The sequence below is a fragment of the Providencia sp. PROV236 genome (assembly GCF_033676985.1).
GTDB lineage: Bacteria > Pseudomonadota > Gammaproteobacteria > Enterobacterales > Enterobacteriaceae > Providencia > Providencia manganoxydans.
Window position 1 is genome coordinate 2,528,871 of record NZ_CP096297.1, and the last position, 24,967, is coordinate 2,553,837.

Genomic DNA, 24,967 nt, shown 5'->3' on the forward strand with positions numbered 1-24,967 from the left:
TTTGAATGCAAAAAAAAGCCGATGTGATATATACATCGGCATTACAGTGGTCAATTATTCTGTATAAGAACTCAATATGAGAAAAACTACAATTATGGAGCACAACGTTCATCGCTCAACGTTGCATTCACCTGCGGAACTAATAGTGCCTTAAAACGACATGCTTTTTATTGATTTACCTCAAAAGAGGTAAGGTTAGTCGTAATAACTTATTTTTAAAGCCAACGGCTACGTCTCAACCACCAGAAAACCGTACCAATGAGCGCAGCAAGTAAAAAACAAAATACACTGAAAGCAAATCGGAACTCATTACCGGGGATCCCACCTAAATTGACCCCAAACAACCCAGTCAAAAATGTAGTTGGCAAGAAAATCATAGCGAGTAATGACATGGTATAAATACGACGATTCATCATCTCAGTCATCATATTGGTAATTTCATCAGACATAATGGCCGTTCGAGATACAAAGCCGTCTAAATCTTCAATACAGCGCCCTAAACGATCAGAAATCTCCTGTAAACGCCTTCGGTCTGTTTCATCAAGCCACAATAATTTTTCTGTTGTCATACGCGCCAGCATATCCCTCTGAGGTGCCATATAACGACGGATCACAATGATTTGTTTGCGCAATAGTGCCAACTCACCACGCTCAGGGATTTCACCGTTTAAAATGAAGTCTTCCATTTCAATCAAACGTTCATGTAATGTATCCGTAAAATCGCTGATTTCATCAGTGATCGCATCTGCGACCGCTACCAGCCAATCACCCGTGCTTTCAGCGCCAACACCTTCTTGCAAATCGGTTATCACTGTATCCAGTGAATTCACTTTTCTGTGACGACTTGAGATGATTATACGCCCATTAATAAATACCCTGAATGCAACTAACTGTTCAGGCCTTTGACCAGCATTGGTATTTAGTGTTTGCAAGGTTAATAAAACACCATCACCAACTCTTAAGATGCGCCAACGCCCTGCATGGCCACAAAGTGCTGATTTGACCTGTTCATTAAATAATTCTGAGCCTTCGATCCATTTCTCACTATCCCGATTTTTATAATCATAATGTAACCAAAATGGATTTTGTTGTGTTGCACTTGCATTCACATCAAGAGGGAAAAAACCGCCATCTCCATTTAACTGAAATGCATGTACAGGGCTAGAGCTCTGAAATAATGAACCATAGATCAGCGCCATGCTGTTGTCTCCTTCCATAAAAATATGTATTAGCTATAGCATAGAGGGAATATAACAGTAATATCAAGAAAACAACGGTATATTAAGAATTGTGCACTACCCGCTTTCAAATAACGTCATCGCCATTTTCGTTAAATAGCCATACGCAATTTGCCACAAACGAACAATAAATTAACATGCGATTGCATTAGTATCACTCAGGTAGTGTTTATTCCTTTTTTGGTCCTCCTTCTGACTCTCCAGCAGAAGGAGCTTTTTCGTGATGAAATGACAGTAGCAGATTAAATATAGACTTATCTTCCGTTGCAGCGCGGTGACCTTCACTTTTCGCCTACCTGCCTCTTCAAGTTCTCTGGAATATATAAACCAGAATGTTAATCAATGTGCTGTAATATAAAAACTATGGCTATAAGCAACATCTTCTGGGTTTTCAATTGGATAACCTTTTAGCCACGGTTTAATTAATCGTGCATTGGTATATTGGTAGATAGGTGCAATTGGTGCTTCTTGCGCAATAATCGCCTCCGCTTGGTTATAATAACGATTTCGTAAGTCTGCATTCGTTTCAATACTCGCTGATGCAATCACTTCATCGTAGCGTTTACTATTAAATTTTGGAATATTGCCATTATGTTGCGAGGTCAACAGTGATAAAAATGTTGATGGCTCATTAAAATCACCAATCCATGATGCTCTGATCACATCAAAATTACCGGTATTACGGCTGTCAATATACGTTTTCCATTCCTGATTAACTAATTTGACCTCAACACCAAGTTTTTTCTTCCACATTGAAGCAACAGCAATAGCAATTTTTTGATGATTTTCCGAGCTATTATATAACAGTACCAATTCTAATGGTTTATGAGAGCCATATCCTGCTGCTTGTAATAGTACTTTAGCCTGCTCATCTAACTCTTTCTGAGTATAACTTTCATAAATTCCTTTTTGTGGCTTAAAACCGTCAGTGACATCAGGGGTAAAGTGATTGGCAGGTTTCTCACCTGTGCCTAATACTTTTTTAGCAATGAGTTGACGATCAATTGCCATAGATAGTGCTTTGCGCACACGTACATCGTTAGTGGGTGCCCTTTGTGTATTAAATGCATAATAATAGGTTCCCAGCTGATCTGGCGTGAAAACCTCATTTGGAATATCAGCAAGTAACTTTTGATAACGCTGTTTCGGGAAGGATTCTGTGATATCCAAATCACCCGCTAAATAACGATTCGTCGCATGTGACTCTTGGTTAATCGGCACAAATGTCACTTTAGTGATCACCGTATTTGCATGATCCCAATAATACGGATTTGGTGTTAATACAATTTTTTCATTCACTACCCTATCAGAAAGGCTAAATGCACCATTTCCAACTAAATTGCCCACCTTAATCCAATCTGCACCGTACTTTTCAATTGTCTTTGCATGTACCGGAAATAAGCTAAAGTTAGCCGTTAAAGAAGGGAAATAAGGAACGGGTTTGTCTAACACAACTTTAAGGGTATGTTTGTCAAGGGCTTCAACACCAAGTTTTTCTGCGGGAAGCTTGCCATCGATAATTTGTTGTGCGTTATTGATCCCTGCTAACGCGCCAAACCAAGCAAACGGCGATGTATTTTCAGGTTTAACTAACCGACGCCAACTGTATACAAAATCCTCGGCTGTAACTGGTTCACCATTTGACCAACGTGCATCAGGACGTAATTTGAAAAGCCATGTTTTGTTATCTGTGGTGCTCCAACTTTGGGCAACTCCAGGTATTGGGCGACCATGGTTATCTTGATTAACTAAACCTTCAAACAAGTCACGCATTACCTGAGCTTCAGTTAAACCAACTGATTTAATTGGGTCTAATGATGCAGGTTCATCTTTTAGATGACGTGTAACTTCTTGATTTTTTGCAAGTACAGTACCGGCTGGGATCACCGCAGAGATAGCCGGAGCCGCGGTAAATATCGCTGTGAAAATAATCGCTAAAGATGAAAGTGAGCATTTATGCATTTTTGGAATTCTGTCTTATTAGCAAAAGAATCAGCTAAGTATTTCGTCACCGAGACAAAAATAAACTCAACTATGATAAAGATATTTTAAACAATAAAATACCTCAGCCGGAAGCTTTAGATCGTACGTCATACCTAGAGCTTTTTATACTCTATATAATTCGAGGTGCAGTTAGGCGACAAGTGAATGAGTCGTTAGGAGCATATTTAAGTATGTAAACAATGTGAATTGATATTAGTCACATACTCAACACAAGGTGCTGCAACTTGAAGTATAACGAGTTATAGGCATCATATTCGTTCATTGAACAAAAATCCATACAGTATCGATTAATCTGCATATTAATATCACTTGCAGGTTTATATTATCTAATTTGCGTTTATTCACATCATATCAAGTTAGCTAGATCCCTTTAACTAATGAATAGTTTTCTTAATTCATTATTAGAAAATATTAATCAAATGATAGAATACATATTACCTTATCATTTGCACTTTCTCATGCATCACCAAGCGCTAACTAAGGTATAATAAAAGCCGATAAAGCCAAATGGCACATATCAATAGGATTTAATATCCAAACTGGTCAAAAATCGCTATGTGGGGTTTAAACTAATATAAATGATGAGTTTTATCGCAACTCATTGCGAATTGATGTTAGTCTAATAACTTGCACGTTGACTCACTAATGGGAGAACATAAATTATGTCACAATCAGTAAAATTAAAAGGTAATGACGTCTCTGTTGACGGTGTATTTTTACAAGCAGGACAGCAAGCAAAAGCATTTACCTTAGTTGCTAAAGATCTTTCTGAAGCAACACTTGATAGCTACAAAGGTAAGCGTAAAGTGCTGAATATTTTCCCTAGTGTTGATACCGGTGTTTGCGCTGCATCAGTTCGTAAATTTAACCAATTGGCTAATGACTTAAGCAACACAGTTGTTCTTTGCATTTCAGCTGATTTACCTTTTGCACAAGCGCGCTTCTGCGGTGCCGAAGGTTTAGATAATGTTGTCACGCTATCTACTTTCCGTAACCCTGAGTTTGCTCATAACTACGGAGTAGCATTAACTAGCGGCCCATTGAAAGGCCTAACGGCGCGTTCAGTCGTGGTATTAGATGAAAATGACAACGTTATTTACAGCCAGTTAGTTCCTGAAATCACTGAAGAGCCTGATTACGACAAAGCACTTGCTGCACTGAAGTAATTTAGCTGAGCAGCCAGTATTATGCTGGCTGCTTATTGATGGCTTTAGTCAACATAAAGCCAATTTAATGTTTTATGATGTTTTGCGTTAACAACATTCGCGAATAGTTTATTATCCCCCATCATGTTTACCAACGAGTGGGAGCAACAACTGAGGATCTTCATCGCCTGTTCTTTATCAACAGGGCAAGATGAGGTAAGAATATCGATAATCAGATCTCTCGGTTTATTACCATTTTTAACTAACGCTTCCCAAGTAAAGCGATGACGCTTTTCCAGATAACGGGCTGCTGCTCGATTCATTAAATAGAGCTCAGCAGCTGAAGCCGCAACCTCAAACATATCATTTTTATAGTGGCGCTGGTTGAGATAATTGCGCAGTTTAGTCGTAACAATAAAGTTAAGAGCGAATTGATCCATAGCAACTCCTTGCAGGCTCTTAAACAGCCTTGCGACATCGGTTATCATCAATCAAAACAAAGCGAAAATATGGATGTGCTAACTTCAGTATAGTGTGCTTTTTGTGCTAAAAGATACCGCTGGCGATGAAAAATTCGTCAGCGATCACATTAATCATAAAAGGATTGTTTAATCCGGGAACATTCTAATTTCTAACTTAGTGCCTTCTGATTGCTCAATAAACTTATACAACGTCTCTCCCCCTTCAAACATTAAGCTGATTTCTAACTGTTTAGAATTTGGCCAATGATAATCCGCTTCAATACAACCACCTTGACTACATTTCACCTTAATATTTTTATTGGGTACCAATTTTTTAACCAAATTATAGCGATCTTCACTATCAAGCTGCTTATAACGCTCAAAGGCAACAGGTATATTTGCATTAGCAAAATCACATTCGATCAAATAGCCATTCTCATAAATATCATCAGGTTGTTGCTGTGGGGTATGACAATACTTATCCATTTCAGCAGATTGAGTGAGCTCTTGCCCAATACTTTGGTGATTAAAACAAAAGAACAAAAAAACCAGTAATAGATAGTTATTCATTATCTTGCTCTTTTTTCTGATTCAAACCATATTCACGCAATTTGTTTGCAATTGCCGTATGAGATACCTCTAAACGTTTTGCCAATTTACGTGTACTTGGATAATCGCGATATAAGCGTGATAGTACCGATGCTTCGTAACGTTTGGTAATTTCATCCAATGATCCATTTAAAGAATCTATTGCAATAGCGGGTAAGCTGTCCGTATCCGGTAAATCAATATCATGGACATTTAATACATCACCTTCTAACTGCGTTAAGCCTTGATAAATTGCATTTCGTAATTGTCTAACATTGCCCGGCCAATAATAACGGCTTAAATAATCAATCAATGATGGCGTTAGTCGGGGTTTGGCAATATTCAATTCTTTAGAAAAGTTAGTAACGAATACTTCAGTGAGGGGTAAAATATCTTCTTGTCTGTCTCGTAGTGGAGGAATAGTCAGTGTTAGCACGTTTAAGCGATAATAAAGGTCTTCTCTAAACTTTTTCTGTGCAACCAATTCAGGAAGATTTTTCTGTGTCGCACAAATCACTCGTACATTGACCTTTACTTCACGCTCTTCTCCTACACGCCGAAATGTACCATCATTGAGAAAACGTAGTAATTTAATTTGCATCTGTGGTGACATTTCGGCAATTTCATCTAATAAAACGGTGCCACCATTTGCCTGTTCAAAAAAGCCTTTTTTGCCATCAAGCGCATTTGGATAAGCGCCTGCCGCATAACCAAATAATTCACTTTCTACCACATCATCAGGCATTGATGCACAGTTTAATCCTAAGAAAGGTGCATTCCCTCGGGCACTGTGTAAATGGCACGCTTTTGCTAGCAAGTCTTTACCCGTTCCGGTTTCACCAACGAGTAATAATGGCTCATCTAACATGGCAATACGCTTTGCACGTTCGATGACATGTGACATCGCAGGGCTACTCGCAACAATCAAATCAAAGCCATCCACATCAACACCAACAATTTGCTGACGCTGTTTTTCTAAGATAGCGACTGATTTAAGTAATAATACCGCACCAGTGCAATGTGATTTACCGTTTTCATCATCCAAAATAATGGGAGTAACTTGCATCAAATAGTCATTACCTTTTACAGTCACCCTTTCGGTATAGGCTTCAGGCTCTTCTCGCTCAAACCAACGCTGTAGCCCGTGATTATTGACTAAATTTGAAAAAGTTTTCTGTTTAATTTTGTTTTCATCAACACCAAATAATTGCAATGACATTGGGTTGACTAATTCAATATTTAGTTTGTTATCAATAGATAGGACAGGCTCTGGGAATGAATTTAACAAAGCCCAAACAGCTTTATGCTCTCTCTCTGAAGGCATAAAGAAAATACGCCGAACATCAATGACGCCGTTAATACGGCGGATCTCTGCCATCAGTGTACTAAATACCTGAAAATCAACGGGGGTAAAATTAAGGTAGATCCGCCTTTGCGCTGATATTTCAATGCCTTTAAGGTCAATATTTTGCAAGACGAGCAAGTCTAATAATTCACGAGTGAGACCGATACGGTCTTGGCAAGTCACTTCAAGGCGCATGGATTAAGAACCTTTAACGGAAATAGAAATAGTTATTAAATATTTTAGCGTATTTACAGCTGGAATACAGCAGATGTGTCACATATTATTGACAGCAATGATTTACAGCCAACAAATGACAAAGGTATTATTATAATAACGATGGAAAATAAAGCGTTATGATGAAATGAAAAAATGACGTTCTTTTCTACTGGCAAGTGTTGTTTACTATCAACGCAACCTGCCAGTAAAAGGTTTATTTCGTGCTTTTTTTACTAGGCACTGCATTTTTAAGTTGGCTTAATAGCTGCCCGCGAAAATCAGCTAAACGTGGTTTATCATCAATCCAAGGCAATGGACGACATAACTCCATCGCTTTAATACCCAGCCTTGCCGTTAATAAACCGGCGCCAATACCTTGCGCGGCACGAGTTGATAAACGTGCAGTAATATCCTGAGACAGCCAATCCATACCGACCTCACGAATTAATTCAGACGCCCCCGCAAATGCAATATTAATTAATACCATTCTAAACAAACGAATACGGCTATAGTAACCGAGTTCAATACCATAAATAGCAGCAATACGATTAATTAAACGGATATTCCGCCATGCAATAAAAGCCATATCAACAATTGCTAGTGGGCTAACTGCGATCATCAGTGCTGATTCCGCAGATGACCGGCTGATTTCTTTACGTGCCTGCTCATCTAAGATCGGCTGAACTAGTTTGCTATATAATTCGATGACTTCGCGGTCGTTATGCGTTTCATGTATTGTCGTTTGCCAGCGCTGTATCGCGGGGTGTTGTTCTGAAAGAGCCGATTGTTTGGCCAATTTTTCACAGAATGCTTTACCCTGCCCCATACCATGGCTATGCAGTAATTCCCTCGCAATATCACGTTCTTGCGCTCTTTCTCTTAAGCGATATAAACGACGCCACTCTGTGATAACAGAGCCAACACCAGCAACAACAATTAAACCACCAGCGGCGGCAGTACCTAACGCGGTCCAATCTTGAGTAACCCAAGAGGTATGGATCCATATGCCTAATTGAGCGATAACACTGACACCAAACACACCTATCGCAGCACCAACCAGTCGACGCCAAAAGCTACGCTTAGGTTTCAAAGCTTCATTAATTAAGCTTTCAACTTCGCCCTCTTGAACATCTTGTTCTGCTTCAATTTCAACAGATACAAAATGATGTTGCTCTTGCGGATCAAAGTATTGCGCTTTTCGCAATTTTTCATCATGTTCAGCCGCTGTCTGCTCAGAAAAATCGACTCTTGGCTTAATGGGCTCACTCATTTTAATTTATCTCCCAATAAGAACTCTAATGCACTATCCATTCGAATATGCGGTAGTGGCTGATCAAGGGGTATTTGCCGAGGACGGAAATTTTCAAATTCAAACTGCTGTTTTTGCCAAAATTGTTCATTTGGCAACCGTTTAGGAACCTCACCTGGATAAAAGGTCATCGTTTGACCATCGCTCAAGCGTTCTCCTTTTAACGCAGGTAATTTTTCTCCTCGATAATCGATAATACCGCTGTCTGTCGCTTGAATAGAAGCCAAACCGATACAATCCATACTAATCCCTTCAAAAGCCGCATTTTGCCAAGCCTCTTGCACTAACTGCTGTAACAATGAAACTAAATTAGTATGTTGATCGGGGGTAACATGATCCGATTTACTGGCCGCAAACAGTAATTTGTCAATACAAGGTGAAAACATACGCCTTAACAAAGTACGTTTACCATAATGAAAGCTACGCATTAATTGAGTTAATGCCATACGCATATCATTAAAGGCATCAGGACCGCTATTTAATGGTTGTAAACAATCAACCAATACAATTTGGCGGTCAAAACGCTGAAAGTGATCTTTATAAAACCCCTTAACTACATTTTCACAATAATATTGATAACGACGCTGAAGCATACCAATGTTGGTCTGCTTATCGGCTTGAGCCAGCTTCTTTTCACCGTATTTTTCGATATTTGGCCACGGAAAAAATTGCAATGCAGGCGCTCCAGCCAAATCTCCAGGAAGCACAAAACGCCCCGGTTGAATAAAGTGCTGCCCTTCCGCTTTGCATTGCTCTAAATAAGTTGTATAAGCTGCTGAAATTGCAGCGAGTAAATTCTCATCTGCCGGTGCAAATGGATCACATGACTCACACAGTTGTAGCCATGATTGTGCTAATTGGCTACGTTTTCCTTTTTGTAGCGATGCCATCTGTGCCGACCACTCAACGTAATGTTGATCAAGCATAGGAAGATCAAGCAACCATTCCCCAGGGTAATCAACAATTTCTAAATATAACGAAGAATTATCAACAAAATGACGGAAAAAGGAGTCCTCTGAGCGGTAATGTAACTTCAAACGTATTTCGCTCACACCACGGGTAGGTGTTGGCCACTGAGGAGGATCACCATATAACTGAGAGATGCCCTCATCATAAGTAAAACGTTGGATTGAAAAATCACGCTGTGGGATACGTTTAACACCAAGTAAACGCTTATCGCGCGCAGCGGAAAATAGCGGTAAACGCGCACCACTATTTACATTCAATAATTGGTTAACAAGGGAAGTAATAAAAGCCGTCTTTCCACTACGGCTAAGTCCAGTTACGGCAAGCCTGACATGACGATCAACACTGCGATTCATCAAGTCGGTCAATTCATTTTGTAGCCGTTTCATAATTCTCCCACTCGCTCAATAATATTGATATCTAATTTAACATATACTCTAAATAATTCGAGGCTCAGGTAGGCGACAAGTCAAGATAGACGGGGAAGTATAGATAAACTATGCGACTCGGTAAACGTTGCATCGCCACTGATACCTTGAAGAAAAGCCCTGTAACTGGCCGTATGACGAGTATCAATTCGCTCATCACGAATTGCAAGAATGCAAGCATAGTCGCTATTTTTTAACGGGTTAGACGTTTTGTTAGGTAACTGATGACCCATTTGCTGCCAACGATTTTAATCACTTTGCCAATGACTCCACCTGGGCCATAGGTCATAGCTAATGTTACAACGACCTTCAATACCTTACCGACAGCCTGCTTTTTCACTTGCTGCTGGAATTTGCGTTTGATATGAGTATGCATTGTTTTACCGTATAAATTTCAATAAGTAAGCATGTTCTACATAATTCGCGGTACAGCGAAGCAACAAACAAACGAGCCGCTAGGCGTATAGAAAACACGGTAGCTGACGCGAATGCTCCTATTCACCATACCTCAACGTAAAGCACTGCAACTTAGAGTATGACGCGTATACGTTTTAGGGAATAATGATTTCCATTATCCCCCGAAAACGCAGATGGGGGTGTTTGAATTATAAATCACGAAACTTACTATTTACCGTATAGGTATCAGAAGTCACATAACGCTCTATTTGGCGTAAACGTAATTCCCCTGATTTTAATTGAGCATCCACCTCATTAAATAAACTGGTCACCTCTGCACTAATATCTTGTTCGGCACGATAGCCACTTGGTGCATTAGGAACAACAAAGCACATAACAATATATATGACCAGTGTGATACCAAAGCTCATAAATAGAGCCAATACTGTCAATGCTCTGACCAATGCAACCGGTACGTCAAGATATTGCGCAATACCGGAACACACACCGCCAAATACTCGGCGATCAGTTAAACGATATAATTTACGGTTGCGAAAATGAGTCATTATTTTTGCCTCCAATTTGGATGTTCCGCATCCAGAATATCTTCTAACGTTTTAATGCGTTGTTGCATACGTTGTGATTGCTCAGCAAGCTGCATTAAGCGCTGAATTTCATTTTCTGTTAGCTGGCTCTCCTGACCGTTTTTTTGTTTGCTGTAATGCAGCCACAACCAAAACGGTAGAATAAAGATAACAAAAATAATTAATACGAGAGACAGAAAAACATAGCCCATCACATTTCCTTATATCAAATGGTAATATTATCTTTTTCCCCTAATGCAGCATTAGGGGAATTATCATAACTATTCTTTGTTAGTATTAATTTTAGCTTTAAGCGCCGCTAATTGCGCGCTAATTTCATCGTCTGCTTTTAGTTCAGCAAATTGCTGATCTAAAGATTTCTGTTTGCCGATACCATAACTTTGCGCTTCACCTTCCATATGGTCAATACGACGCTCAAATTGCTCAAAACGTGCCATTGCTTCATCCAGCTTACCGCTATCTAATTGGCGACGAACATTACGGCTTGATTGTGCAGCCTCTAAACGAACCGTCATCGATTGCTGTTTAGCGCGCGTTTCTTGCAATTTATTTTCTAGCTCAGTGATCTCACCTTTCAAACGAGCTAAGGTTTCTTCAACAATAATATGCTCATGTTTCAGTGTATCAACCATTGCGCTCACTTTTTGTTTTTCAATCAGTGCAGCGCGAGCTAAGTCTTCTTTATCTTTAACCAGTGCTAGTTCAGCTTTTTCTTGCCAATCTGCCACTTGCTTTTCGCCCATTTCAATGCGACGTTCTAAGCCTTTTTTCTCAGCTAAAGTACGCGCAGAGGTTGAGCGGATCTCAACTAGCATATCTTCCATTTCCTGAATCATCAGGCGGATCATTTTTTGCGGATCTTCTGCTTTATCTAGCAAAGATGCGATGTTTGCATTAATGATGTCGGCAAAACGTGAAAAAATACCCATTATTTATTTCCTCTTGATGGATTATATCATTCAGTAGAGCCTCAACCCGATTTTGGCTTCCCACCAATACGTGATGCTCCGTTTGACTATTACATAAAACATATTGCAAGCAGCATGCCAACTTTTAATAAAAATCATTAACCATATGAATAAAAAGAAATAAATTATTTTTATATCATTTTCTCGTACAGTAAACTATAGTTAATATCAGGTCAATAAAACCAACTATTGGTGAAAATAACCATGAAAAATACTAACGATACCATTATTGGTAATTCATCTAATTTCTTAGATGTCCTTGAACGTACCTCTGAGTTAGCCAAACTTAACAAACCTATTTTAGTAATTGGTGAACGAGGTACAGGTAAAGAGTTGATTGCCGACCGCTTACACTTTCTATCCCCCCGCTGGCAAGAGCCTTTTATCTCTCTTAATTGCAGTGGACTCAATGAGAATTTACTTGATTCTGAGTTATTTGGTCATGAGGCAGGTTCTTTTACTGGTGCCCAAAAACGCCATCAAGGCCGTTTTGAACGGGCAGATAAAGGTACTTTATTTCTAGATGAACTTGCCACAGCCCCCATGTCTGTACAAGAAAAATTACTACGCGTCATTGAATATGGTGAATTAGAGCGTGTTGGCGGCAGTCAATCTCTCAAAGTTGATGTACGACTCGTTTGTGCTACTAATGCAAATCTCCCTGAATTAGCAAAAGAAGGTCGTTTCAGAGCTGATTTACTCGATAGGCTTGCCTTTGAAGTGATCCGCATCCCACCCCTACGTGAACGTGTCTCCGATATTATGTTGCTAGCTGAGTACTTTGCGATAGCCATGAGTGGTGAACTCAAACGCCCTTATTTTAGTGGCTTTAGTACAAAAGCTCGACATGCTCTCGAACACTATTCTTGGCCGGGAAATATTCGTGAACTAAAAAATGTTGTCGAACGCTCGGTGTATCGTCATGGTGAAAGTGAAGAACTTGTTGAGACGATTATATTTGACCCCTTTGGTGAAAAATTATCTGAGCTTGCAGGCCCCAAACAATCTGAATTTGATAATATCTCCCCACTACCTTCACTTCCTTGTGATTTACGTTTATGGCAACAACAAAGTGAAAAACAATTAGTTGAGCATGCGTTACAGCAATGCCAATTTAATCAACGTAAAGCAGCTCAGCGATTATCATTAAGTTATGATCAAATTAGAGGATTAATTAAAAAACATCAAATTGAAGTAAATAACATTTAATGAGTAAAATTTAAATGCTAGGTTAATATTAACCTAGCTAAAATGATAGAGATTATATTGATTGCTCCCTACTTGAAATTTCAGAGTAAATACTGAAACACATTGAAAAAACTAGAATTAAATATAACACCGCCATAAATTTTAAGTGACTTAGCGGCTATTTAGACTATGACAGAGATTATTTACACTATAATATTGTTATTATTTATATACCATCCTATTATTAATTGGTAAAATAAATTGCTAATTATATTCATCAACAATTATAAGTAAAAACACTTAACCACATAATAAAAATTAAAATCGAATAATCACCTTACTTTAATTAATGCTAATAATTAATTTTATGATTTTATGAATATTTCTTTTCTGACTACATTAAAGGGTAAAAAAATGACTGCCTTAAAAAAATGATATTATTTTTTTATTTATGGGTATTAGCTACTCTAGTCATGCAATGGATATTATAAAATTACTTTCTAAGTGTGACAATTCATTCTTTAAACAAATAAATCAAAATAAGCAATTTACCATGATCCCCGATGCCATCAGTCCATCAGAATTATTCAGTGACAACGGCATTTCAATTCCTTTACAGCATACCACTGAAGAAGGTATTGAGATTGATCATTTTATTGCCATCGCTATCGACCTCGATCGCTATAAAATCATCCCTAGCGATAATATAAGTGGCAAATTCTATTTTTGGGGATTTGAAACCTCACAAGCAGAGCTTGGTGTTATACAACGTGTATCAACCAAACTCCCTCTAATTGAAGGGGGTGGATATTATGTCGCTAACTCCATGATGCGTAATACCAATGAAGATCCTTGGCAACATAATTTAGCGCCAGTCAGTGGTATTGCACCTACAGGAAATTCAGCAGAGAAGCTGTTCTTTATAGAAGCAAACAAGGAAAATGGAACGGTTAAACTAATGTGCACATTACAAGGAAATGTTAATGACGAAGGCCTAAAAGCTATTGGACTTATTCATTAATAAATCAACCAAGTTTTAGATAAAAAAAAGCCAGCACCCATGCTGGCTATAAAAAAACACTGGAAGCAATGTGAGCAATGTCATGCCTAGACCTAAGCTTTTGCTTAGGCGGCAAAGAGAATGATAATAGTTATCAGTAGTATTTGTAAAGCGCTTTAATGAGATTTTTTCTCATTAAAGAATAACAGTTTGATATTTAAACAATTAAATTTTATTTCGTGTTTCGCTCGCTGATTCAACAATCTCGATTTGCTCCATACTCTAACGAATTCCTGTTGCTGGTAAACAGGTCGCTAGAAGCACACATATTTAGGTGGCTAGCGCCAGTGAATGCAGTCACCATCCTTAATAAAAGGCACTACAACTTGAAGTAGAGTGGGTATAAAAAATAGCTAATATTTTGCTTATACCCTGTCGACCCATTTTTAAGCTACAATAGGTCATTTCAGGTTAACGATATCAGTGATATGCGCCTAATAACTCTTTGGCTTCTATTTACTCTTTCACTAACAGCCCAAGCTCTTAGTGGCAATGTCTCATACAGAGATACCGTAGCGAATGATGTTCCTAAAAACATTCGTCAAAATGGCTTTATCTACTGTGTTAATGGCATTGTCACGACATTTAATCCACAGCTAGTGAGTAGTGGCCTGATTGTCGATCCACTTGCGGCACAAATTTATGACCGCTTGTTGGATGTAGACCCATTCACCTATCAGCTAATTCCTGAAGTCGCTTCTCACTGGAAAGTGCTCGATAACGGTGCGACTTATCGGCTAACACTGCGTAAAGATGTCAAATTTCAAGAAACTCCTTGGTTTACTCCTACGCGTAATATGAACGCAGATGATGTTGTCTTTAGTTTCTCACGCATGTTTGAAGTCCATCATCCTTATCATTATATTAATGGTGGCCGTTATCCCTACTTTGATAGCTTACAATTCGCCAATAGCGTGCAAAGTATTCGCAAACTTAATGACTATACCGTTGAGTTTCGTTTAAATGCGCCTGATACCTCTTTTTTATGGCATTTAGCTACCCATTACGCACCTATTTTGTCGGCTGAGTATGCGGATTACCTTTCGAGTATCAATCGCCAAGAAATGATTGACTGGCGCCCTGTTGGTACAGGGCCATTTCGACTTGACGATTACCAAGCAGGCCAATTTGTACGTTTGATGCGTAATAATAACTACTGGAAAGGTGAACCACGCATGCAAGAAGTGGTTATTGATATGGGTGCCGGGGGAACAGGTCGTATTTCCAAACTGCTAACCGGAGAGTGCGATGTATTAGCTTACCCTGCTGCGAGTCAATTACCTGTTTTACGTGATGATCCACGATTACGTATCTCAATGCGCTCAGGCATGAACATTGCCTATTTAGCCTTTAATACCAGTAAGCCCCCTTTAGACCAACTGAAAGTGCGTCAAGCTATTGCTTACGCAATTAATAATGAAAGATTAATGCAATCTATTTATTACGGAACCGCAGAAACCGCAGCTTCAATCCTCCCACGTGCATCTTGGGCTTATGATAATCAAGCTAAAGTGACGGATTATAATCCTGAGTTGTCGAAAAAAATGTTGCAAGAGCTTGGTCTTGAAAACCTCAAACTCGACCTTTGGGTTCCTGTTTCTTCACAATCCTATAATCCTAGCCCACTAAAGATGGCAGAGCTGATCCAAGCGGATTTAGCTCAGGTGGGGATCATTATGAATATTCGCTCTGTAGAAGGACGCTTTCAAGAAAATCAATTGATGGATCGCTCTCATGATATGACATTGGCCGGTTGGGCTACCGACAGTAACGATCCTGATAGCTTTTTTCGTCCATTATTAAGCTGTGCAGCGATCGCCTCGCAAACTAACCTAAGCCATTGGTGTAGCCCAACTTTTGATGAAATATTACATAAAGCGTTACTCACTGAGCAATTAGCTGAACGAATTGACTACTATCATCAAGCTCAACAAATATTGAGTCATGATCTTCCCGTGTTACCTTTGGCTTATTCATTACGCTTACAAGCCTATCGTTTTGATATGAAAGGATTAGTCATTAGTGCATTTGGTAATACCTCATTTGCTGGTGTTTATCGAGATATGAATGAAAATAGCCCCCAAAATGACCGTAAGCAGGAGCAGCAACCATGATTATTTACTCGCTGCGACGCATACTATTATTGTTCATCACGCTATTTTTTCTTTCTTTGGTCAGTTTTAGTCTGAGCTATTTTACCCCTAATGCACCATTGAGTGGCGCTTCACTTTATGATGCTTATTTATTCTATTTTGATGGCTTATTGCACTTCGATTTTGGTGTTTCTAGTATCAATGGTGAACCTATTTCAGATCAGCTAAGAGATACCTTTCCAGCTACCATGGAGCTATGTATCTTAGCTTTTATGTTCGCTTTAATTGTGGGGATACCATTAGGTATGATTGCCGCTTTTTGGCGTAATAAGCCCGCAGATATCGCGATTAGCACATTTGCTTTACTCGGCTTTTCAGTACCCGTTTTTGTATTAGCTTTAGTTCTAACGCTGTTCTTCTCACTGCGTTTAGGTTGGCTCCCTGTTTCTGGAAGAATCGATCTGCTCTATAATTTAGAATCTGTTACTGGGTTTGCATTAATAGATGCTTGGCTTTCTGATTCACCTTATCGCCAACAAATGATCATTAATGTTTTGGAACATATGATTTTACCTGTATTAACATTGGCTTTAGCACCTACGACAGAAGTTATTCGCTTAGTTCGTAATAGCACCGAGGAAATTGCTAGTGAAAATTATATTAAGGCCGCTGCAACACGTGGATTATCAAGATTAACAATTATTCGGCGACATATATTTCACAATGCAATCCCCCCAATTATTCCAAAACTGGGGCTGCAATTTTCAACGATGTTAACCCTGACAATGGTTACAGAGTTAGTATTTAACTGGCCAGGGCTTGGTCGTTGGCTGGTAACCGCCATCCGCCAGCAAGATTATTCAGCTATTTCTGCTGGCGTGATGCTAATAGGGGCTTTAGTGATCACCGTTAACGTATTGTCTGATATTTTAGGGGCGATGATGGATCCGTTGAAACATAAGGATTGGTATGTCCTCAGATAATTTTTATCGTGAACAGAAGATGCCATCCCCAACACGGGTGGTTTGGAATATTTTTTCTTCTGATATCATTTCTATGATCGGTTTCTATGGGGTACTGTTTCTATTAATACTGTGCTTCGTAGGGCCGTATCTTGCGCCTTATACCATTGATCAGCAGTTTTTAGGCTATCAGTTATTGCCACCATCATGGTCTCATTACGGTAATGTCGCTTTTTTCCTTGGAACTGACGATCTAGGGCGAGATATCCTGAGTCGTTTGATCATTGGCACAAAATCCACTTTTGGCGCAGCACTCCTCGTGACATTTATTGCCACCTTAGTTGGCCTAATACTTGGTTGCCTTGCTGGTATGACCCGTGGTTTAAAATCTGCGGTTTTTAATCACGTACTTGATACCCTACTGTCTATTCCATCATTGCTACTTGCCATTATCGTTGTCGCTTTTATGGGAGCAAGCTTACAAAATGCCATGCTTGCTATCTGTTTGGCGTTGATCCCACGTATGGTCAGAACAATTTATGTCGCCGTTCATGATGAATTAGATAAAGAATATATTGTTGCTGCACGGTTGGATGGTGCATCAAATATTTTTATTTTGTGGTATACCGTATTACCGAATATTACCCCGATCCTTGTTACTGAGCTGACACGTGCGCTATCCATTGCCATTTTAGATATTGCTGCACTAGGGTTTCTTGATCTTGGCGCTCAGTTACCTTCTTCTGAATGGGGAGCGATGTTAGGCGATACTTTAGAGCTGATTTATGTTGCACCTTGGTCAGTGATTTTACCCGGTGCTGCAATTATGATCAGTGTCCTGTTCGTCAATTTGCTTGGTGATGGATTGCACCGAGCTATTAATGCGGGAGTTGAATAATGCCTCTGTTAGACATCCGCAATTTGACCATTGAGTTTTTGACGGCTAACGGCCCTGTTAAAGCGGTCGACCGTATTTCCATGACCCTATCTGAAGGGGAAGTACGTGGATTAGTGGGTGAATCAGGCTCAGGCAAAAGTCTTATTGCTAAAGCCATTTGTGGTGTCACTAAAGACAATATTCGAGTGACCGCTGACCGTTTTCGTTTTCAAGATATTGATTTATTAAAACTTAGCCCACGAAAACGACGCAAATTGATCGGTCATAATATCTCAATGATATTTCAAGAACCGCAATCTTGCCTTGACCCTTCTGAAGACATCGGTAAGCAACTGATACAAGCGATCCCCGGCTGGACTTATAAAGGCCGTTGGTGGCAACGCTTTAATTGGCGAAAGCGTCGCGCTATTGAATTATTACATCGTGTAGGCATTAAAGATCATAAAGATATCATGCGTAGCTACCCCTATGAACTTACCGATGGTGAGTGTCAAAAGGTGATGATCGCGATTGCTATTGCCAATCAGCCACGCTTATTGATTGCTGACGAGCCCACAAATGCTATGGAATCAACCACTCAAGCGCAGATTTTCCGTTTACTCGATAAACTAAATCAAAATAATAATATGTCCATATTATTAATTAGCCATGATATGGAACTAATGTCCAAGTTAGTGGATAGAATTAACGTGCTTTATTGCGGGCAAACTGTTGAAAGTGCGACTCCTGAAGATATTCTACAACGTCCACACCATCCCTATACACAAGCGCTTATTCGTTCAATTCCTGACTTTGAAAGCCCTATTCCTCATAAAGGACGATTAAATACGTTACCTGGAGCTATCCCATCATTAGAGCATTTGCCAATTGGTTGTAGGCTTGGTCCGCGTTGCCCTTATGCACAACGTACATGTATTGTCGCCCCACCACTGCGTAATATTAAAAACCACCTATTCGCTTGTCATTATCCGCTGAATACGGAGGAGCAATCTTAATGGAGGCACTACTTGAGGTACGTAACCTCACAAAAACGTTTCGTTTTCGTGAAGGACTATTTCGTCGTTATGAATTAGAAGCGGTGAAACCACTCAGTTTCAATTTGCAAGCAGGACAAACCTTAGCCATTATTGGTGCTAACGGTTCGGGAAAATCAACACTTGCTCGGATGTTATCAGGCGTCACAGAGCCAACCGCGGGGGAAATTATGATCCGTGGACATCAGCTCAATTATGGTGATTATGGTTATCGTAGTCAGCGAATACGCATGATATTTCAAGATCCCAGTACTTCATTAAACCCAAGACAACGTATCGGCCAAACACTTGAGTTACCTTTAAAACTCAATACTGAGTTGACAGGTATTGAACGAGAACGGCGTATTATTCAAACCTTACGCCAAGTCGGTTTATTGCCTGATCATGCAGAGTATTACCCACATATGCTAGCTTCTGGGCAAAAACAACGTGTTGCATTAGCCAGAGCGCTAATTTTACAACCTGAAATTATTATTGCTGACGAAGCATTAGCTTCCCTAGATATGTCGATGCGCTCGCAAATAATTAATCTAATGCTCGAATTACAAGCAAAGCAAGATATAGCCTATATTTATGTCACACAGCATTTAGGCATGATGAAACATATTAGTGATAAAATGTTAGTAATGGATAAAGGCGTTGTCGTTGAGCGCGGTAATACTGCTGAGGTATTAGCAGCTCCGCTGCATGATGTTACTCGCCGATTAATTGAGAGTCATTTTGGTGAACCTCTTTCAATCGATGCATGGCGTCAGGATCTTTGACTGCTCCGACAAGCGCAGCAAAATATCCTTCTTGATATAATACATGGTAATATATAGCCGATTCGTCAATAAGAGATGCGAAAACTACCCAAGACACAGTGTCTTCTGTTATATTCGCGTTTTCAATAGAAAATAAACAAGGATAATGCTATGGGTTTTTTAACCGGCAAACGCATTCTAATCACTGGCGTTGCCAGTAAATTATCAATTGCATACGGTATTGCAAAAGCAATGCGTGAACAAGGCGCTGAATTAGCGTTTACTTATCAGAACGAAAAACTGAAACCACGCGTTGAAGAGTTCGCGGCATCTTTAGACTCTAACATCGTTATTGAATGTGATGTGGCGGTTGATGCAAGTATTGACGCTCTGTTTGCTGAATTAGGAAAATCATGGACTAAATTTGATGGCTTTGTGCACTCAATTGGTTTTGCTCCAGCAGATCAATTAGATGGCGACTATGTTGATGCCGTTACCCGTGATGGTTTCCGTATTGCTCACGACATCAGTGCATATAGCTTTGTTGCGATGGCAAAAGCATGTCGTGACATGCTTAACCCAGATGCAGCTTTACTTACTCTGACTTACTTAGGTGCAGAGCGTGCGATCCCTAACTACAATGTCATGGGCTTAGCTAAAGCTTCATTAGAAGCTAACGTGCGTTATATGGCGAACGCGATGGGTCCTCAAGGTATCCGTGTTAATACTGTTTCTGCCGGCCCTATCCGTACATTGGCAGCATCTGGTATCAAAGACTTCCGCAAAATGCTGGCACACTGTGAAGCTGTAACACCAATTCGTCGTACTGTCACCATTGAAGACGTTGGTAACACTTCAGCATTCCTTTGCTCAAACCTTGCAGCCGGTATCACTGGTGAAGTGGTTCATGTTGATGGTGGTTTTAGCATCGCGGCAATGAATGAATTAGAGTTGAAATAAGTCATACTCTAGTTCGATGACGCCATCTTCGGATGGCGTTTTGCTATCTTGGGACTAGCGCGCAATAGCCACATTTGCTTTGATATGTTTAAGATGAACGACAATCGTGAAAGTGACAATCACTAATAACGACCACGCTCCCCATTTACCTGCATGCACCACTGACCATGCCCCAATCTGATTAGGGTACTGCCAGACCCCAAAAAATGTTCCAAAATTTTCAGCTAACCAAATAAAGAAACCAATTAACATAAATGCAAGTAATAATGGCATCTTACGTTCTTTATCTAACGGAGTATAAAAAACCATACTTCGTGCATATAAACCAAAAATAAACGCGGTAAGATACCAACGATAATCTTCAATATAATGATGACTAAAAAAGTTAATATAAATGGCTAGTGCAACAAGTGTCGCCATCCAATAGGGTGGATAATGTTGAATACGTACTTTAAAGAAACGCCATGACTGAATAATATAACTCCCCACCGCTGCATACATAAAGCCAGTAAATAAAGGGACACCCCATAATTTAGTATAAGCTTCATCAGGATATTGCCATGACGCGATCGTTGCTGATGTTTTGAATAGTTCCATAATAAAACCGACCATATGAAACACACAAATCGCCTTTAGCTCATCCCAAGTTTCTAGTTTTGACCACACTAGTAGAGCTTGAAAAATAACAGCAAAAACTAACAAAACATCGTAACGCGGTACCCCTAAAATCCCTTTTGCAGGCACTAAAAAAAGTGCTAAGAAAAAGAAACCAGCAAATAAGCATGATCTGGCATTAATCAACCCAAAAAACCAAAACTCTAAAACAAAACGTTTTAACCCTGTAATGTTATGAGGTCTATGCGCCATTAACAGATCATCAAACCTACGAAGAACATTCAGCTTCTGGTACTCACTATCCATTCAGTTTACCTACACTTATTTTGAGCATTTATTTTTGATGTGGCGTTTTTGACTCAAATTTTAGCAGGTATGAAACTAAAAAAGATAAGAATCACTCTTAATAATTGATTCAAGAGGATAACCCCTCATGCCCTTACAAACTGATAGTAACACTGACATCTTAATACAAATTTTTTTATTTAAGCATGATATACTGTGATTCACTGGATTTAAGCTTGCTAGTTATCATTGCCAACATAACTATTTTTAGGGGTTTTATGATGAAATTGTATTATTCTCCCGGTGTTTGCTCCCTTTCTCCTCACATCATTTTGCGTGAAACAGGTCTAGATTTCAGCATTATACGTGTCAATTTAAAAGACAAAAAAACTGAAGATGGTGAAGATTTTTTAGCAATTAACCCTAAAGGCCAAGTCCCTGTGTTACTTTTGGACAATGGTGAGCTGCTAACAGAAGGCGCGGTGATTGTGCAATACCTAGCAGATCAAAAACAAGACAGGAATTTAATCGCACCCGCAGGCACGCTAAAACGCTATCATCAACTCGAAGCACTCAACTTTATCTCAACAGAACTTCACAAGAGCTTTGCACCTTTATTTACTCCGGGTACACCTGAAGACTATAAAGACATTGTTAGAGCGAATCTCGTTAAAAAATTCCAATATGTTGATGATGTATTGGCAAAAAGAGCTTTCTTTGCTGATGATAATTTCACCGTTGCTGATGCTTATCTATTTACAGTAACTAACTGGACTAAATTAGTTGGTGTTGATATTTCTCACCTTAAGCATTTAAGTGAATACTGCGGGAAAATAGCTAAACGACCTAAAGTACAAGAAGCATTGTCTGCGGAAGGCTTAATTTAATAGAGCCGTAGCGCTCCGTTTTTGTGAGCGCTACGGGTTTTACTGGAACCCCTATTTAGTCAATTTCAGTTGCGCAAAATTTGTGTTCTGGCTTCACCATCTTGTCTTGAGCGGCCACCAACTGAAGTTCATACTCTCCCATTTTCTTAGTTTGTATCATCACTTCATACACAGCAGCAGCAACATGCTCTAATGCTTTAGGTAAACTTTCACCTTTTAGTAGATTAACCAACATCAATCCACTAGTTAAATCCCCAACACCAACTGGCTGTTTTTCACCAAAATCCACCAGTGGACGGCTCACATGCCAACTATGTTCTTCAGTCACTAAGATCATTTCAAAGCGGTCAGCTCTGTAACCCGCTCGGCTCAAATGCTTCACTAAAACAATCTTAGGGCCTTGACGACATAGCTGACGAGCAGCCTGTACTGCTTGCTCAACAGTTGTAATTGTTTCTCCTGATAAGGTTTCTAACTCAAGCAAATTAGGCGCAATAACATCACTTGCTTGTAACGCTTGTTGGCAAAGAAACTCCGCGACACCTGGAGCAACAATACAGCCTTTTTCTGGATGTCCCATAACAGGATCACAAAAATAGAGTGCTTGTGGATTAACTAACTTAATTTGCTTCACGATAGACAGAATATCGTTACCTTGTTCAGCAGAACCGATATAACCACTTAACACTGCATCACAAATTTCTAGCTTATGGATCTTCGCTAACCCTTGCACAATATCCGTTAAATGTTGCGCAGGAAATACAGTACCAGTCCATTGAGGGTACTGAGTATGATTGGAGAATTGAACAGTATTTAGCGGCCAGACATCGACCCCCATTCGGCACATAGGAAATGCAGCAGCACTGTTTCCTGCATGACCGAAAACAACATGGGATTGAATTGAAAGAACACTTTTCATGGAAAACCCAAAAGAATTGTAAGTCGAATGAAGAGAAATCAGTGATTAGCCATAGTGGAATAGACGTTCACCATTCTTTGTATTGCGGTAAGCAAATAGAGCATCCCAGCAACAAGCAAAAAATCTACTCAGAATGTGAGGGCTCTTAGTGATGCTACCATAAAAAGTATGATGACTAGAAATAGCCCGAAGTTTTCTTCGAGCTATTCTCACCATGGTTAGTCAGAGCTATTTCCAGTTGATCAAGCAGTCGTTTTTCTTACCACGACGGATCAGGGTGAAACGCCCAAACAAGCGATCTGTATCTGTAAATACATACATTGGGTCAGTTTGTTTTTGACCATTCACAGCAACAGCATTTGAGCTAATTGCCGTTCTAGCTTGACCACGAGAAGGCGTTAACTCAGAATCAACCAGTGCTTGTTGTAAATCAGCACCCGAATCCAGAGTAATACATGGCATGCCATCTTGTGCGAGCTGTTCAAAATCAGCTTCCGTTAAATCAGAAACCGCACCAGAGAATAAACTCTCAGTAATACGACGAGCCGCCGCTAAGCCTTCATCACCATGAACTAATCGAGTCACATTTTCAGCGAGAACATATTGTGCGCGAGGCGCTTTACCGCTGTTTTTATCTTCTTCTTCAAGTGCATTAATCTCACTGAGTTCCATAAAGGTGAAGAATTTCAAGAAACGATAGACATCAGCGTCTGCGGTATTAATCCAGAACTGGTAGAATTTGTATGGGCTGGTTTTCTTAGGATCAAGCCACACAGCACCACCTTCTGTCTTACCAAACTTAGTGCCATCTGCTTTCGTAATCAGCGGTACTGTCATCCCAAAGACTTGGTTTTGGTGTAAACGACGAGTCAGATCAATACCTGATGTGATATTGCCCCATTGGTCTGAACCACCAATTTGTAACTCCACACCATGTTCTTTATTCAGGTTTGCAAAGTCATAACCTTGCAGTAAGTTATAAGCAAACTCAGTAAACGAGATACCAACATCATCACGGTTTAGACGCTGTTTAACGGCTTCTTTATTAATCATTTGGTTAACAGAAAAATGTTTACCAATATCACGTAAGAAAGTCAGCACATCCATTTTACCAAACCAATCGTAGTTATTGGCTAATGTTGCGCTGTTATCGCCACAATCAAAACTCAGAAAAGGAGAGACTTGGTTACGGATTTTTGCTACCCATTCTTGGACGGTCTCTGCGGTATTTAATTTACGCTCAGAGGCTTTAAAACTTGGATCACCAATCAGACCCGTTGCGCCACCGACCAACGCCACAGGCCTGTGCCCGGCTAGTTGGAATCGTTTTAAACACAGCAAGGGAACCAGATGCCCCAAATGCAAGCTGTCAGCGGTAGGATCGAAGCCACAATAGAGAGAGATAGGGCCTTGCGCCAGTCTCTCTGCTAACGCATCCTCATCCGTTACCTGGGCAACGAGGCCCCGCTCTTGCAATTGTTTAATCAGGTTATTGCTAGACATCAATGACTCCATCAGTTGTATTTTGTCTATCTATACTTTAAATCATCCAAAGCACAGCTAAGCAACAAGTGAAATAGCTACTCTTTCTTAACGAAACACGCTGCGACTTGAAGTATGACGAGTATATTTTTATTAAAAGTGCCACAAGACC

24 protein-coding genes are annotated in these 24,967 nt (G+C 39.8%); 10 read left to right on the forward strand and 14 right to left on the reverse strand.

Annotation, left to right across the window (positions count from 1 at the left end; all coding sequences use genetic code 11):
• Positions 1-215: 215 nt before the first annotated feature.
• Both zntB and M1E96_RS11305 read right to left on the reverse strand, forming a co-directional pair.
• Entirely contained in the window at positions 216-1,199 is a 984-nt protein-coding gene (gene zntB / locus M1E96_RS11300; RefSeq protein WP_272579723.1) for a zinc transporter ZntB, read from the reverse strand.
• 378 nt (positions 1,200-1,577) lie between these two features.
• Complete coding sequence (locus M1E96_RS11305) at positions 1,578-3,200, reverse strand: peptide ABC transporter substrate-binding protein (protein ID WP_349489739.1); 1,623 nt, start codon at positions 3,198-3,200, stop codon at positions 1,578-1,580.
• Between the two features lie 704 nt (positions 3,201-3,904).
• On the opposite strand from M1E96_RS11305, the gene tpx reads away from it, so the two are divergent.
• Positions 3,905-4,408, forward strand: coding sequence for a thiol peroxidase (tpx, locus tag M1E96_RS11310; RefSeq protein WP_070929718.1), 504 nt, complete (start codon positions 3,905-3,907; stop codon positions 4,406-4,408).
• A 44-nt stretch (positions 4,409-4,452) separates the two neighbouring features.
• On the opposite strand, the gene M1E96_RS11315 is transcribed toward tpx, so the two are convergent.
• The 9 genes from M1E96_RS11315 to pspA all read right to left on the reverse strand — a co-directional run bounded on the left by M1E96_RS11315 (position 4,453) and on the right by pspA (position 11,630).
• Positions 4,453-4,827: an ATP-binding protein gene (locus M1E96_RS11315; protein ID WP_070929719.1), complete on the reverse strand. Its 375-nt coding sequence runs from the start codon at positions 4,825-4,827 to the stop codon at positions 4,453-4,455.
• Positions 4,828-4,995: 168 nt separating this feature from the next.
• On the reverse strand, positions 4,996-5,418 hold the full coding sequence (locus M1E96_RS11320; protein ID WP_272579721.1) for a hypothetical protein: 423 nt from the start codon (positions 5,416-5,418) through the stop codon (positions 4,996-4,998).
• On the reverse strand, positions 5,411-6,976 hold the full coding sequence (gene tyrR / locus M1E96_RS11325; protein ID WP_369427013.1) for a transcriptional regulator TyrR: 1,566 nt from the start codon (positions 6,974-6,976) through the stop codon (positions 5,411-5,413). Before tyrR ends, M1E96_RS11320 begins: the two co-directional genes overlap by 8 nt.
• A gap of 235 nt (positions 6,977-7,211) precedes the next feature.
• Positions 7,212-8,267, reverse strand: a complete 1,056-nt coding sequence (locus tag M1E96_RS11330; protein ID WP_070929722.1) for a YcjF family protein — start codon at positions 8,265-8,267, stop codon at positions 7,212-7,214.
• Positions 8,264-9,661 carry a YcjX family protein gene (locus tag M1E96_RS11335; RefSeq protein ID WP_140179146.1) on the reverse strand — a complete coding sequence of 466 codons (1,398 nt, stop codon included), beginning with the start codon at positions 9,659-9,661 and terminating at the stop codon, positions 8,264-8,266. The genes M1E96_RS11330 and M1E96_RS11335 overlap by 4 nt, the downstream gene beginning before the upstream one ends.
• A gap of 232 nt (positions 9,662-9,893) precedes the next feature.
• On the reverse strand, positions 9,894-10,076 hold the full coding sequence (locus tag M1E96_RS11340) for a hypothetical protein (RefSeq protein WP_070929724.1): 183 nt from the start codon (positions 10,074-10,076) through the stop codon (positions 9,894-9,896).
• A gap of 229 nt (positions 10,077-10,305) precedes the next feature.
• Complete coding sequence (gene pspC / locus M1E96_RS11345) at positions 10,306-10,662, reverse strand: envelope stress response membrane protein PspC (protein ID WP_070929725.1); 357 nt, start codon at positions 10,660-10,662, stop codon at positions 10,306-10,308.
• Entirely contained in the window at positions 10,662-10,892 is a 231-nt protein-coding gene (gene pspB, locus M1E96_RS11350; RefSeq protein WP_070929726.1) for an envelope stress response membrane protein PspB, read from the reverse strand. The genes pspC and pspB overlap by 1 nt, the downstream gene beginning before the upstream one ends.
• 69 nt (positions 10,893-10,961) lie before the next feature.
• Positions 10,962-11,630, reverse strand: coding sequence for a phage shock protein PspA (gene pspA / locus M1E96_RS11355; RefSeq protein ID WP_070929727.1), 669 nt, complete (start codon positions 11,628-11,630; stop codon positions 10,962-10,964).
• A gap of 243 nt (positions 11,631-11,873) precedes the next feature.
• On the opposite strand from pspA, the gene pspF reads away from it, so the two are divergent.
• From pspF to fabI, 8 genes are all read left to right on the forward strand, one after another.
• Complete coding sequence (pspF, locus tag M1E96_RS11360) at positions 11,874-12,878, forward strand: phage shock protein operon transcriptional activator (RefSeq protein ID WP_070929728.1); 1,005 nt, start codon at positions 11,874-11,876, stop codon at positions 12,876-12,878.
• 457 nt (positions 12,879-13,335) lie between these two features.
• Complete coding sequence (locus tag M1E96_RS11365; RefSeq protein WP_272579719.1) at positions 13,336-13,878, forward strand: hypothetical protein; 543 nt, start codon at positions 13,336-13,338, stop codon at positions 13,876-13,878.
• 467 nt (positions 13,879-14,345) lie between these two features.
• Entirely contained in the window at positions 14,346-16,031 is a 1,686-nt protein-coding gene (sapA, locus tag M1E96_RS11370; protein ID WP_070929730.1) for an ABC transporter substrate-binding protein SapA, read from the forward strand.
• On the forward strand, positions 16,028-16,993 hold the full coding sequence (sapB, locus tag M1E96_RS11375; RefSeq protein WP_070929731.1) for a putrescine export ABC transporter permease SapB: 966 nt from the start codon (positions 16,028-16,030) through the stop codon (positions 16,991-16,993). The genes sapA and sapB overlap by 4 nt, the downstream gene beginning before the upstream one ends.
• Positions 16,980-17,870: a putrescine export ABC transporter permease SapC gene (sapC, locus tag M1E96_RS11380; protein WP_070929732.1), complete on the forward strand. Its 891-nt coding sequence runs from the start codon at positions 16,980-16,982 to the stop codon at positions 17,868-17,870. Before sapB ends, sapC begins: the two co-directional genes overlap by 14 nt.
• Positions 17,870-18,865, forward strand: coding sequence for a putrescine export ABC transporter ATP-binding protein SapD (gene sapD / locus M1E96_RS11385; protein ID WP_070929733.1), 996 nt, complete (start codon positions 17,870-17,872; stop codon positions 18,863-18,865). The genes sapC and sapD overlap by 1 nt, the downstream gene beginning before the upstream one ends.
• A complete protein-coding gene (gene sapF / locus M1E96_RS11390; RefSeq protein WP_070929734.1) occupies positions 18,865-19,668 on the forward strand; it encodes a putrescine export ABC transporter ATP-binding protein SapF in 804 nt (267 codons plus the stop codon). Before sapD ends, sapF begins: the two co-directional genes overlap by 1 nt.
• A gap of 150 nt (positions 19,669-19,818) precedes the next feature.
• Positions 19,819-20,607, forward strand: coding sequence for an enoyl-ACP reductase FabI (gene fabI, locus M1E96_RS11395; RefSeq protein ID WP_369427014.1), 789 nt, complete (start codon positions 19,819-19,821; stop codon positions 20,605-20,607).
• A 54-nt stretch (positions 20,608-20,661) separates the two neighbouring features.
• Here fabI and M1E96_RS11400 read toward each other — a convergent pair whose 3' ends face one another.
• Positions 20,662-21,528: a DUF817 domain-containing protein gene (locus M1E96_RS11400; protein WP_272579716.1), complete on the reverse strand. Its 867-nt coding sequence runs from the start codon at positions 21,526-21,528 to the stop codon at positions 20,662-20,664.
• Between the two features lie 260 nt (positions 21,529-21,788).
• Here M1E96_RS11400 and gstA point away from each other — a divergent pair, with 260 nt between their 5' ends.
• A complete protein-coding gene (gstA, locus tag M1E96_RS11405; RefSeq protein WP_070929737.1) occupies positions 21,789-22,394 on the forward strand; it encodes a glutathione transferase GstA in 606 nt (201 codons plus the stop codon).
• Between the two features lie 55 nt (positions 22,395-22,449).
• Here the strand turns inward: gstA and pdxY are convergent, their stop codons facing one another.
• Together pdxY and tyrS are read right to left on the reverse strand one after the other, a co-directional pair.
• Positions 22,450-23,313, reverse strand: a complete 864-nt coding sequence (gene pdxY / locus M1E96_RS11410) for a pyridoxal kinase PdxY (RefSeq protein ID WP_283125830.1) — start codon at positions 23,311-23,313, stop codon at positions 22,450-22,452.
• Between the two features lie 228 nt (positions 23,314-23,541).
• Positions 23,542-24,816 carry a tyrosine--tRNA ligase gene (gene tyrS, locus M1E96_RS11415; RefSeq protein WP_070929739.1) on the reverse strand — a complete coding sequence of 425 codons (1,275 nt, stop codon included), beginning with the start codon at positions 24,814-24,816 and terminating at the stop codon, positions 23,542-23,544.
• Between the last annotated feature and the right edge of the window lie 151 nt (positions 24,817-24,967).